Raw genomic sequence first — 13,053 nt, forward strand, 5'->3', positions numbered from 1 at the left:
GGCTCCGCCGCGGCTGCGTCGGGCCCGTGGGCGTCATTCGCGCCCGAGGTCTCGGTGCCGGACGTGCACGGCGACGCCGGACTGGTTCCGCAGCCGGTCGGCCAGTTCGAGGGCGACCGCGACCGAGCGGTGCTTGCCCCCTGTGCAGCCGACGGCGATGGTGACGTGACGCTTGTTCTCACGCTGGTACCCGGCGAGGACGGGTTCGAGGGCGTGGGCGTAGCTCTCGAGGAACTCGGCGGCTCCGGTCTGCGAGAGCACGTACTCGCTGACCTCGGGGTCCTGACCGCTCAACGCACGCAGCTCCGGAACCCAGAAGGGGTTCGGGAGGAACCGCATGTCGGCGACGAGGTCCGCATCAGGCGGCAGACCGTACTTGAACCCGAAGCTCAGCACGGTGACCTGGACACCCGGTGTCTCCGCGCCCGCGAAGAGCTCGCGCGTGGTCGTGGCGAGCTGGTGGATGTTGAGGTCGCTCGTGTCGATGATGACGTCGCTCGACTCGCGGATCTCGCTCAGTCGGTGACGCTCCGCCATGATGCCGTCGAGGATCGTGCCCTCGCCCTGCAGCGGGTGCGGCCGGCGGACGGCCTCGAACCGGCGGACGAGCGCCGCGTCGGTCGCCTCCAGGAAGATCATCCGGAGGTGCGTCCCGCCCCGGAGCGCCGGCACGATCTCCTGCAGCTCGCTGAAGAAGTCGCGGCCGCGGACGTCGACCACCGCGGCGATCCGCGGTAGACGGGATCCGGCGCGCTCGGCGAGGTCGACGAGGGGACGGAGCATCTGCGGGGGCAGGTTGTCGACGACGTACCAGCCGAGATCCTCGAGCGCGTTCGCGACGGTGGAGCGTCCGGCGCCGGACATCCCCGTGACGATGAGGACTTCCTGCTGGTGTTGCGGCTGGCCCGGGGTCATCGACACGCTTTCCTCGAAGGTCTGAAGTCCCAGCCTACCCATTCCGCGAGGCCTGCGAGGGCTGTGCCGAGCCGGAGGTCAACGCCTCGTGCACCGTCGCCGCCAGTTTGTCGCCGATGCCCTTCACCTCGGTGATCTCGGCCGGCGTCGCGGTCTTCAAGCGGGCGACGGATCCGAAGTGCTTCAGCAGCTCGCGGACCTTCGCCGGACCGAGCCCCGGGATCTCGCCGAGGACGGTCGAGATGTCGCGCTTCCGCTTCTGGCGCTGGAAGCTGATGGCGAACCGGTGCGCCTCGTCGCGGACCCGCTGGAGGAGGAACAGCGCTTCGCTCCCCCGCGGCAGGATCACCGGATACGGGTCGTCGGGCAACCAGATCTCCTCCAGCCGCTTCGCCAGTCCGCACAGGGTGATCCCGGTCAGACCGGACTCCTCCAGCGCACGTGCGGCGGCGGCGACCTGTGGTTGCCCGCCGTCGACGATGAGGAGCTGCGGCGGATAAGTGAACTTCCGGCGTTTGCGCTCCCCCGTGGTCTCGTCGACCGTCTCGACGGGCTCGGACGACGTGAGGTGCGCAAGTCGCCGGGAGACGACCTGGTAGATGGAGTCGGTGTCGTCGGTGGACTCGGCGACGCCGAAGCGGCGGTACTCGTCTTTGCGGGACAGCCCGTCCTCGAAGACCACCATCGACGCCACGATGTTGGTGCCGCTCAGGTGCGACACGTCGAAGCACTCGATCCGCAGCGGCGCCTCGGGCATTCCGAGCGCATCGCGGATGTCCTCGAGTGCTTGTGTCCGGGCGACGAAGTCGGAGCTGCGTCGGGTCTTGTAGAGCATGAGGGCCTGCTTGGCGTTGACGACCGCGGTCTCCATGAGGGTCGCCTTCTCGCCGCGCTGGGCGACGCGGAGGGCGACCTTCGAGCCGCGGCGTTCGGCCAGCCAGTCCTCGAGGCTCGCGGCGTCGTCCGGCAGTTCCGGGACGAGTACTTCTCGCGGGACCTCGGTCCCGCTCGCGGCGGCGTACACCCGTTGGACGACGCTGTCGACGAGCTCGGCGGTCGACATGTCGAGCTCCTTGTCGACGGTCCACGATCGCACACCGCGGATACGGCCACCACGGACGATGAACTGCTGCACCGACGCGGCGAGCTCGTCGTGGTCGATGCCGAACAGGTCGGCGTCCACGGCGTCGCGCAGGACGACCGCGCTCTTCGCGAGCACCTGGTCGAGCGCCTGGAGCTGGTCCCGGTAGACGGCGGCGGACTCGTAGTCCTGGCGGGCCGCGGCGGCCTTCATGTCGGCGGTGATGCGCGTCGTGAACCGGCGGTCGTTGCCGACCATGAACGAGACGAAGTCGTCGACGATCGCGCGGTGTTCCTCGATGGTGACCTTGCCGGAGCACGGGCCGCCGCACCGCCCGATCTGACCGGGGAAACAGGGCTTCCCTGAGGCCATGGCCCGCTTGTACGCCGAGTCGGAGCAGGTGCGGATCGGGAAGACCTTGATCATGAGGTCGACGGTGTCGTGGACGGCCCAGATCTTGGGGTAGGGGCCGAAGTACTTGGCCCCCGGGATCCGGGTGTTCCGGGTGACCATGACGCGCGGCGCCTCGTCACCGAGGGTGACCGCGAGGTACGGGTACGACTTGTCGTCGCGGAACTTGACGTTGAACGGCGGGTCGTACTCCTTGATCCACGTGTACTCGAGCTGCAGCGCCTCGACGTCGCTGCCGACCGTCGTCCAGGTGACCCCGGTGGCGGTCGTCACCATGCGGCGCGTGCGCTCGTGCAGCGTGTGCAGGGGTGCGAAGTAGTTGCTGAGCCTCGCGCGGAGGTTCATCGCCTTACCGACGTAGAGCACCCGGCCCGAGTCGTCGCTGAAGCGGTACACGCCGGGCATGGTGGGGATCTCCCCCGCCTTCGGCCGGTACGCCAGACCACTTCCGCCGCGGACGGCCGCCACGTCAGCCCGCCTTGCGGCTGCCGCCGGCCTCTGCCTCGAACAGTTCGTTCAGGAAGAAGCCCGTGTGGCTGCCGGGGACCGTCGCGAGGTGCTCGGGTGTTCCGGTGGCGAGGACCGTCCCGCCACCGGCTCCACCCTCGGGGCCCATGTCGATGAGCCAGTCGGCGGATTTGATGACGTCGAGGTTGTGCTCGATCACGATGACCGTGTTGCCCTTGTCGACGAGCCCGCCGAGGACGAGCAGCAGCTTCCGGACGTCTTCGAAGTGTAGACCGGTGGTCGGCTCGTCGAGGACGTAGACACTGCGTCCGTTGCTCCGCCGCTGCAGCTCCGTCGCGAGCTTGACGCGCTGGGCCTCGCCGCCGGACAGCGTCGTGGCGCTCTGGCCGAGACGGACGTAGCCCAGGCCGACCTCGACGAGGGTCTTCAGGAACCGGTGGATCGAGGAGATCGGCTCGAAGAAGTCGGCCGCCTCGGCGATCGGCATGTCGAGGACCTCGGCGATGTTCTTGCCCTTGTAGTGGATGGTCAGGGTGTCGCGGTTGTACCGCGCTCCCCCGCACACCTCGCAGGCGACGTAGACGTCGGGCAGGAAGTTCATCTCGATCTTGATCGTGCCGTCGCCCGAGCAGGCCTCGCAGCGGCCGCCCTTGACGTTGAAGCTGAACCGTCCGGCGAGGTAACCGCGGACCTTGGCCTCCTGCGTTTCCGCGAAGAGGTTGCGGATCTTGTCGAAGACGCCCGTGTACGTGGCGGGGTTCGAGCGCGGGGTGCGGCCGATGGGGGCCTGGTCGACGTGGACGACCTTGTCGAGGTGCTCGAGACCCGTGACCCTGGTGTGCTTCCCGGGCAGCTTGCGCGCGCCGTTCAGCTTGTTCGCCAGGACCCGGTACAGGACGTCGTTGACGAGCGAGGACTTCCCCGAGCCGCTCACGCCGGTGACGGCGGTGAGGACGCCGAGCGGGAAGTCCGCGCTGACCTTCTTCAGGTTGTTGGCCTGCGCGCCGATCACCTGGATCTGTCGCTTCGTGTCGATCGGACGACGCTTCGCCGGGATCTCGATGGCCTTGCGGCCCGAGAGGTAGTCGCCGGTGAGGGACTCGGTGTTGGCCTCGAGCGCCTCGTACGATCCGGAGTGCACCACGCGGCCGCCGTTGACGCCCGCGCCGGGACCGATGTCGACGATCCAGTCCGCGGTGCGGATGGTGTCCTCGTCGTGCTCGACGACGATCAGCGTGTTGCCGAGGTCGCGCAGGGCCACGAGGGTCTCGATGAGTCGGCGGTTGTCGCGCTGGTGCAGGCCGATGCTCGGTTCGTCGAGGACGTAGAGCACGCCGGTGAGACCCGAGCCGATCTGCGTGGCGAGGCGGATGCGCTGCGCCTCTCCACCCGAGAGGGAGCCGGCGGTCCGGGCCAGGTCGAGGTAGTTGAGTCCGACCTGGATGAGGAAGTCGAGTCGGACCTTGATCTCGCGCAGCACCTGCGCGGCGATGTGGGCCTCGCGGTCGGTCAGCTCGAGGCGGTCCATGAACGCGCGGGCGTCGGAGAGACTCAGTTCGGCGACCTCGGCGATATTGTGCTCGTGAATCAGGACGGAGAGGACCTCGGGCTTCAGGCGACGACCGCCGCAGACCTGGCACGGGACTTCGCGCAGGTATTCGGACCAGCGCACGCGCTGGCTGTCGGTGTCGGCCTGGAGGTACTGACGCTCGATGTACGGGATCACGCCTTCGAAGCCCGAGGAATAGCTCATCTCGCGGCCGAAGCGGTTCTTCCACTTGACCTTGACCTTGAAGTTGTCGCCGCGGAGCACCGCTTCCTGGACCTTGGACGGCAGGTCGCGCCAGGGGGTGTCGAGCGAGAAGCCGAGATCACGGGCCAAGCCGTCGAGCAGCTTCTCGTAGTACTGGTAGAGCCCCTTGCCTTGGGTGGTCCACGGGACGATGACGCCCTCGTTGATGCTGAGTTCCTCGTCGCCGAGGAGTAGCTCCGCGTCGACTGACATGCGCGTGCCGAGGCCCGAGCACTCGGGGCAGGCGCCGAACGGGGCGTTGAACGAGAACGTCCGCGGCTCGATCTCGGTCAGCTGCAGCGGATGGTTGTTCGGGCAGGAGAGCTTCTCGGAGAACGTGCGCCAGGCGTCGTCGCCCTCCTCGTCGACGAAGTTGATCGTCACGAGGCCGTCGGTGAGCTGCAGTGCCGTCTCGAGGGAGTCGGTCAGGCGACCGAGGATCTCGGGCCCGGCGACGAGGCGGTCGACGACGACTGCGATGTCGTGCTTGACCTGCTTCTTGAGGGTCGGCGGTTCCGCGAGCTGGATCGCCTCGCCGTCGACGATGGCGCGCGCGAAGCCCTTGGCCGAGAGCTCCTTGAAGAGGTCGACGAACTCACCCTTCTTCTGGCTCACGACGGGCGCGACGATCTGGTACCGGCGTCGCTCCTCGAGCTCCATCAGTTGGTCGGCGATCTGCTGCACCGTCTGGCGCTGGATGACCTCGCCGCAGACCGGGCAGTGCGGGACGCCGATGCGCGCCCAGAGCAGCCGCATGTAGTCGTAGACCTCGGTGATCGTCCCGACGGTCGACCGGGGGTTGCGGTTCGTCGACTTCTGGTCGATCGAGACCGCGGGGCTCAGGCCCTCGATGAAGTCGACGTCTGGTCGGTCCACCTGACCGAGGAACTGGCGGGCGTACGCCGAGAGCGACTCGACGTAGCGTCGCTGGCCCTCGGCGAAGATCGTGTCGAAGGCGAGTGAGGACTTCCCCGAGCCCGAGAGACCCGTGAAGACGACGAGCGAGTCGCGAGGGATCTCGAGGTCGACGTTCTGAAGATTGTGGACGCGGGCACCGCGGACGCTGAGCGTGGAGTGGTGATCTACCTTGGCAATTGACACCCTTCGAGTCTACGCAGCACCACCGACACCGGACTCCCGAGCGATGTCTGTGGTACTGCGCTCTCAGCGAAGCGGCGGACTAGATGTGCCCGGCCTTGGCCATCTGTCGCAGTTCCTGTTTGAGTTCGGACACCTCGTCGCGGAGACGGCCGGCGAGTTCGAACTTGAGCTCCGCCGCGGCGGCCAGCATCTGGGCGTTGAGGTCGGCGATGATCGACTCGAGGTCGTTCGCGCCCTCGGCGGCGATGCCCTCCCGACGCAGGTTCGGCGTCGGGCTCTTCTTCTTGCCGTTGTCGCGTCCGGCGAGCAGCGCAGCGGTGTCCGCGCCTTCCCGGGCGAGCGCCTCGGTGATGTCGGCGATCCGCTTGCGCAGTGGCTGCGGATCGATCCCGCGCTCCTCGTTGTAGGCGATCTGCTTCTCGCGGCGACGGTCCGTCTCCTCGATCGCGCGCTTCATCGAGTCGGTCAGGACGTCGGCGTACATGTGGACCTCGCCGGACACGTTGCGGGCGGCACGACCGATGGTCTGGATGAGCGAGGTCGACGAGCGGAGGAAGCCCTCCTTGTCGGCGTCGAGGATCGCGACGAGCGAGACCTCCGGGAGGTCGAGCCCCTCGCGCAGCAGGTTGATGCCGATGAGGACGTCGTAGACGCCCTGGCGGAGTTCGCTCAACAACTCGACCCGTCGCAGGGTGTCGACGTCGGAGTGCAGGTAGCGGACGCGCACGCCGGCCTCCGTCAGGAAGTCGGTGAGCTCCTCCGCCATCTTCTTGGTGAGGGTGGTCACGAGGACGCGTTCGTCGCGCTCGGCGCGGACTCGGATCTCCTCGAGGAGGTCGTCGATCTGGCCGTTGGAGGGCTTCACGATGATCGCCGGGTCGACGAGGCCGGTCGGGCGGATGATCTGCTCGACGATGCCGTCGGCGATGCCCATCTCGTACTTGCCCGGCGTCGCCGAGAGGTACACCGTCTGGCCGACGCGGTTCTTGAACTCGTCCCATCGGAGCGGACGGTTGTCCATCGCGCTTGGGAGTCGGAACCCGTGCTCGACGAGGGTGCGCTTCCGTGAGGCGTCGCCCTCGAACATCGCGCCGATCTGCGGGACGGTGACGTGCGACTCATCGATGACGGTGAGGAAGTCGTCTGGGAAGTAGTCGAGGAGGCAGTTCGGCGCCTCGCCGGCCGAGCGACCGTCGATGTGGCGTGAGTAGTTCTCGATGCCGGAGCAGAAGCCGATCTGCTGCATCATCTCGAGGTCGAAGGTGGTGCGCATGCGGAGTCGCTGCGCCTCGAGGAGTTTGCCCTCGCGTTCGAGCGACTGGAGACGTTCGGCCAGCTCCTCCTGGATGGTGCCGATGGCACGCTGGATCGTCTGCGGGCTGGCGGCGTAGTGCGAGGCCGGGAACACCGATACCGCGTCGAGCTTCTTCACGACGTCGCCGGTGAGCGGGTGCAGGGCGTAGAGGGCCTCGATCTCGTCGCCGAAGAACTCGATGCGGATCGCCAACTCCTCGTAGACCGGGATGATCTCGATGGTGTCGCCGCGCACGCGGAAGTTGCCGCGCGAGAAGTCGACGTCGTTGCGGTTGTACTGCATGCCGACGAACTTGCGGATGAGGCGGTCGCGCCCGATGTTCTGCCCGACCTGCAGCGCCGCCATCGCCTCCAGGTACTCCTCCGCCGCACCGAGACCGTAGATGCAGGACACGGTCGACACGACGATGACGTCGCGACGGCTCAGCAGCGAGTTGGTGGTCGAGTGCCGCAGCCGCTCGACCTCGGCGTTGATCGACGAGTCCTTCTCGATGAAGGTGTCGGTCTGTGGGACGTACGCCTCGGGCTGGTAGTAGTCGTAGTAGGAGACGAAGTACTCGACCGCGTTGTTCGGCATGAGCTCGCGGAACTCGTTCGCCAGCTGGGCTGCGAGCGTCTTGTTGTGTGCCAGGACGAGCGTCGGGCGCTGGACGGCTTCGATGAGCCAGGCGGTCGTCGCGGACTTACCGGTACCCGTGGCACCCAGGAGGACGACGTCGGTCTCGCCGGCGTTGATGCGCCCGGACAGCTGCTCGATGGCGGCGGGCTGATCGCCGCTCGGCTCGTACTCGCTGATCACCTCGAAGGGGCGGACGGCGCGTGTTGGTTCCATGCTGCGAGTCTACGGAGGACCACCGACACCACTGCCCCGCTTCGCCCACAGCGGAGCGGGCGACGCGCTCAGACGCCGTCCTGGTGGTCGGGCGCCGGTGCAGCCGCCGCAGCGGCGCGGTGCCAGACCGCGTCGACCTGGCTGAGGGTGTGCTCGAGGGAGCCGGCGGTGTCGATCACCACGTCGGCGACGGCGGAGCGCTGCTCCTCGGTCGCCTGGGCCGCGATCCGTCGTTCCGCCTCGCCGCGGTCGAGCCCGCGGAGCTCGACGAGCCGGCGGGCGCGCTCCCCCTCCGGAGCTGCGGCGACGACCACGAGGTCGAACTCGTCGGCGCGGCCGGTCTCGACCAGCAGCGGGACGTCGTAGACGACGACGGCACCGGGGTCGTTCGACGCGTCGGCGATCCGGGCCTGTGATCGCCGTTTGACCTCCGGGTGCACGATGGCGTTGAGGTCGGCCCGCGCCTGGTCGTCGGCGAAGACGATCGAGCCGAGCGCCGCGCGGTCGAGTGCGCCGTCGGGCCCGATCACGTCGGGACCGAAACGCTGCGCGATGGCGGCCAGTCCCGGGGTCCCCGGCTCGACGGCCTCCCGTGAGAGGACGTCAGCGTCGATGACGACGGCGCCGTGTTCGGCGAGCCGGCTCGCGATGGTCGATTTGCCGGAGGCGATCCCGCCGGTGAGGCCGATGAGGTACATGTGAGCCAGCGTACCCGCGGAGCGCGCATCGCCTTCGACCAGCGCCCCCCCCCGCACAACGCAGCAGGGGGCCGCCCGAAGGCGACCCCCTGCTGGACACCGACGTGGTCGGTGCTGGTGGGACTAGTTGCTCGAGAGCTTCTCGCGGAGGGCCGCGAGGGACTCGTCGTCAGCGAGCGTGCCGCCGCCGGCGGAGTCGCTCGAGAACGAGGAACCGGCCGACGAGGACGCGGTCGACGAGGAAGCCTGATTGGCCTCTTCGACGGCTGCGGCAGCGACCTGCTTCTTGTGCGCTTCCCAACGAGCCTGGGCGGCAGCGTAGTCCTGCTCCCACTTCTCGCGCTCGGCGTCGAAGCCTTCCTTCCACTCCTGCGTCTCGGCGTCGAAGCCCTCGGGGTACTTGTAGTTCCCGAGCTCGTCGTACTCCGTGAGCATGCCGTAGAGGGCCGGGTCGAACTCGGTGCCCTCGGGGTCGACACCCTCGTTGGCCTGCTTGAGGCTCAGCGAGATGCGGCGACGCTCGAGGTCGATGTCGATGACCTTGACGAAGACCTCTTCGCCGACCGACACGACCTGCTCGGCGAGCTCGACGTGCTTGCCGGAGAGCTCCGAGATGTGCACGAGGCCCTCGATGCCGTCTGCGACGCGGACGAACGCACCGAACGGGACGAGCTTGGTGACCTTACCCGGTGCAACCTGGCCGATGGCGTGGGTGCGGGCGAAGACCTGCCACGGGTCCTCCTGGGTCGCCTTGAGCGACAGCGAGACGCGCTCGCGGTCCAGGTCGACCTCGAGGATCTCGACGGTGACTTCCTGACCGACCTCGACGACCTCGCTGGCGTGCTCGATGTGCTTCCAGCTGAGCTCGGAGACGTGGACGAGACCGTCGACGCCGCCGAGGTCGACGAACGCGCCGAAGTTGACGATCGAGGAGACGACGCCCTTACGGACCTGTCCCTTCTGGAGGTTGTTGAGGAAGGTGGTGCGGCTCTCGGACTGCGTCTGCTCGAGGAGTGCACGGCGCGACAGGACCACGTTGTTGCGGTTCTTGTCGAGCTCGAGGATCTTCGCCTCGATCTCCTGGCCGAGGTACGGCGTGAGGTCGCGGACGCGGCGCAGCTCGATGAGCGAAGCCGGGAGGAAGCCACGGAGGCCGATGTCGACGATGAGGCCGCCCTTGACGACCTCGATGACCGAACCGGTGACGACGCCGTCGGATTCCTTGATCTTCTCCACGTCGCCCCAAGCACGCTCGTACTGCGCGCGCTTCTTCGACAGGATCAGGCGGCCTTCCTTGTCCTCCTTCTGGAGAACGAGAGCCTCGATCGTGTCGCCGACGTTGACGACCTCGGAGGGGTCGACGTCGTGCTTGATGGAGAGTTCACGCGAGGGGATGACACCCTCGGTCTTGTAGCCGACGTCGAGGAGGACCTCGTCGCGGTCGATCTTCACGACGGTGCCCTCGATGAGGTCGCCGTCGTTGAAGAACTTCAGAGTCTTTTCGACCGCTGCGAGGAAGTCCTCAGCAGATCCGATGTCGTTGATTGCGACCTGCTTGGGGGCGGTCGTTGCGCTTGTCATGTAGTAATTGCTCCAGGTGGACAATGATTCAGGCCGGCCTCGCGCACGGCTCCGGACCCGTGGATGACCACGGACGTTGATCGAAGCGATGCTGTTGTGTGAACCGATCCGGGGATCGGTGTCGCTCTGCGAGACGGGCAGGCGGATAGGACGTCACAATTGTGACAGTCCAGTCTAGCGATTTTCCGGGTGTGCAGGCAAGCCGGGGTCGGAGAGGATGTCCCGCAGCGCTGGATCGAGCGTCGGGTGCTCGAACCGGTAGCCCGCCTGCAGCAACCGCTCCGGCATCGCCCAGCGACTCTTCAGGACCAGCTCGCTCTCGGTCCGCAGGATGAACATCCCGATCTCCAGCAACCAGCGGGGTGCGGGGAGGCCGACCGGCATCCCGAGCACGTACCGCACGGTCCGCATGAATCCGCGGTTGTCGGTGGGGTTCGGGGACGTCACGTTGACGACGCCGTCGAGTTCGGGATGGACACGGAGGAACCGGACGATGCCGACGACGTCGTCCAGATGGATCCAGCTGAACCGCTGCCGACCGCCCGGCGTCCCGAAGCGATGATCCGTCCTAGCGGCACGACGCGATCGGGAACGGGGCCAGTGACCGTCCAGTTGGGGTCCCCCGAGGCCGAGACGCGCCAACCACCGGAGCGGGGTGAGCGCTCCGCCGTCGCCCAGGACGATCGCGATGCGGAGGGCGACCCGTCGTGTCCCGGGCAGCTCGTCCGCGAAGAACGCCTGCTCCCAGGCGGTCGCGACGTCGACGGAGAACCCGGAACCGATCTCGCCGTCGGCCTCCGTCATCGGGCGGTCGTCGGCATGGCGGTAGATCGTGGCGGTCGACGAATTGATCCAGAGCGGCGGAGGCGAGGTGGCTGCACGCACCGCCCGCGACAACTCCGTCGTCGTGTCCACGCGGGACCGGAGGATCTCGGCGCGGTTCGACGGCGTGTAGCGACAGTTCACGCTCTTCCCGGCGAGGTTGACCAGGAGGTCCGCGCCGTCGACCAGCCGGGCGATGCCCGCGTGATCGCCCCACCGTGCGTCGGCGGCGCCGCGCCCGATGACGGAGACGGTCGCGCCCTCGGCCCGGAACGACTCGACCAGACGACGCCCGATGAACCCGGACGCCCCGGCGACGACGATCCGTCCGGTCGTCATCCGAGCATCGCCGACCGCAGCGTGTCGAGCCCGACGCCACCGAGGTCCAGTGCCCGACGGTGGAAGTCCTTGATGTCGAAGGCGTCCCCGGCGCGGCGGGCCGCGTCGTCACGGAGCTGTTCCCAGATGCGCTGACCGATCTTGTACGACGGCGCCTGGCCGGGCCAACCGAGGTACCGGTTGACCTCGAACCGGACGAACTCCGGCGACATGTTGACGTTGCGACCCATGAAGTCGAAGGCGTACTCCGCGGTCCACGTGCCGCTGCCGTCCGGCAGCGGCTTGCCGAGGTGCACGCCGATGTCGAGGACGACGCGGGCCGCGCGCATCCGCTGACCGTCGAGCATGCCCAGGCGGTCCGCCGGGTCGTCGAGGTATCCGAGCTGTTCCATCAAGCGCTCGGCGTAGAGCGCCCAGCCCTCGGCGTGGCCGGAGGTGCCGGCGAGCTGTCGGCGCCAGAGGTTGAGCGTCTTCCGGTTGACGACGGCCTGCCCGATCTGCAGGTGATGTCCTGGCACACCCTCGTGGTAAACGGTCGTGAGCTCGCGCCACGTGTCGAACTCGGTGACGCCGGCGGGGACGGACCACCACATGCGGCCTGGGCGGGAGAAGTCGTCCGTCGGGCCGGTGTAGTAGATCCCGCCCTCCTGCGTCGGCGCGATCATGCACTCGAGCGCGCGGATCTCCTGCGGGATGTCGAAGTGCGTGCGCCCCAGCTCCTCGACCGCACGGTCGCTCGTCTCCTGCATCCACCGCTGGAGCGCGTCGGTGCCGTGCAGCTTGCGCGCCGGATCCTGCTCGAGGAAGGCGACCGCCTCCTCGACGGACGCGCCGGGGAGGATCTCGTTCGCGATCGTCTCCTGCTCCGACACCATGCGCGCCAGTTCCTCGATGCCCCACTCGTAGCTCTCGTCGAGGTCGACCGTCGCGCCGAGGAAGCGGCGGGACTGCAGCGCGTAGAGCTCACGGCCGATGGCGTCCTCCTCGGTGGCCGCGGGCAGCAGTTCGTGTGCGAGGAAGTCCGCCAGACGGTTGTAGGCGACGGCTGCGGCGCCTGCGCCCGTCGAGAGCTCGGCGGCGAGGGACGCCGGGAGTTGGCCGTCTTCGGGGCCGGCGTTGGCGGCGAACCCGATGAAGAACCCGTCGTCGGCACCGGTGCGGAGGACCTGCTCGTAGACCTCGGTCACCTGGCGACGCGCCGGGGTGATCCCCCTGGCGATGCCTTCGCGCAGGGTCTCGATGTACCCGTCGACCGCATCCGGCAACGCGCCGAGGCGGGTCCGGATCGTGCTCCAGTCGTCGACGGTAGCGGTCGGCATGAGGTCGAAGACGTCGCGCAACTCCTGCGACGGCGACGCGATCACGTTGAGGTCGCGGTACTGGAGACCGGCCTCCGATGAAGCGAGGTCGAGCTCCAGCTCCGCAGAGAGGTCGGTCTGGGTGACGCGGTCGACGGCGTCCACCGGTGCGGCCGACCGCAGCTCGCGAAGCGTGCGCGACGCGGCTTCGATGTACGCGTCGTGCCCGGCCGGCGAGTAGTCGCCGTACCGTCCGCCGACGTCCGTGCGGCCGATGTAGGTGCCGATCTCCGGCTTCAGCTGGACGAGGGTCTCCACCCAGCTCTCGGCGATGGCGTCGATCGGTGTGCTCTGACGAGGTTCTTCGTAGGACATGACGTCGAGCCTAGTCCGCACCCGCC

At 68.0% G+C, this 13,053-nt stretch carries 8 protein-coding genes; all 8 read right to left on the bottom strand.

Annotated elements, in window-relative coordinates:
* Window positions 1-33 precede the first annotated feature (33 nt).
* The 8 genes from rapZ to QRN19_RS12520 all read right to left on the bottom strand — a co-directional run bounded on the left by rapZ (window position 34) and on the right by QRN19_RS12520 (window position 13,027).
* A complete protein-coding gene (rapZ, locus tag QRN19_RS12485; protein ID WP_285027279.1) occupies window positions 34-915 on the bottom strand; it encodes an RNase adapter RapZ in 882 nt (293 codons plus the stop codon).
* Between the two features lie 34 nt (window positions 916-949).
* Complete coding sequence (gene uvrC, locus QRN19_RS12490) at window positions 950-2,875, bottom strand: excinuclease ABC subunit UvrC (protein WP_285027280.1); 1,926 nt, start codon at window positions 2,873-2,875, stop codon at window positions 950-952.
* 1 nt (window position 2,876) lies between these two features.
* Window positions 2,877-5,768, bottom strand: a complete 2,892-nt coding sequence (gene uvrA / locus QRN19_RS12495) for an excinuclease ABC subunit UvrA (protein WP_285027281.1) — start codon at window positions 5,766-5,768, stop codon at window positions 2,877-2,879.
* Between the two features lie 79 nt (window positions 5,769-5,847).
* Window positions 5,848-7,914 (bottom strand): excinuclease ABC subunit UvrB, encoded by a 2,067-nt coding sequence (gene uvrB, locus QRN19_RS12500; RefSeq protein WP_121290644.1) that lies wholly within the window; start codon window positions 7,912-7,914, stop codon window positions 5,848-5,850.
* A 68-nt stretch (window positions 7,915-7,982) separates the two neighbouring features.
* Window positions 7,983-8,612 (bottom strand): dephospho-CoA kinase, encoded by a 630-nt coding sequence (gene coaE / locus QRN19_RS12505; RefSeq protein WP_285027282.1) that lies wholly within the window; start codon window positions 8,610-8,612, stop codon window positions 7,983-7,985.
* A gap of 123 nt (window positions 8,613-8,735) precedes the next feature.
* The gene (gene rpsA / locus QRN19_RS12510) at window positions 8,736-10,193 is read right to left on the bottom strand and encodes a 30S ribosomal protein S1 (RefSeq protein ID WP_056005690.1); all 1,458 of its coding nucleotides are present in this window, start codon (window positions 10,191-10,193) and stop codon (window positions 8,736-8,738) included.
* A 174-nt stretch (window positions 10,194-10,367) separates the two neighbouring features.
* Window positions 10,368-11,354: an epimerase gene (locus QRN19_RS12515; RefSeq protein ID WP_285027283.1), complete on the bottom strand. Its 987-nt coding sequence runs from the start codon at window positions 11,352-11,354 to the stop codon at window positions 10,368-10,370.
* A complete protein-coding gene (locus QRN19_RS12520; RefSeq protein WP_285027284.1) occupies window positions 11,351-13,027 on the bottom strand; it encodes a DUF885 domain-containing protein in 1,677 nt (558 codons plus the stop codon). The genes QRN19_RS12515 and QRN19_RS12520 overlap by 4 nt, the downstream gene beginning before the upstream one ends.
* Window positions 13,028-13,053: the final 26 nt, after the last annotated feature.

The sequence above is a fragment of the Plantibacter sp. ME-Dv--P-122b genome (genome assembly GCF_030209375.1).
Taxonomy (GTDB): Bacteria; Actinomycetota; Actinomycetes; order Actinomycetales; family Microbacteriaceae; genus Plantibacter.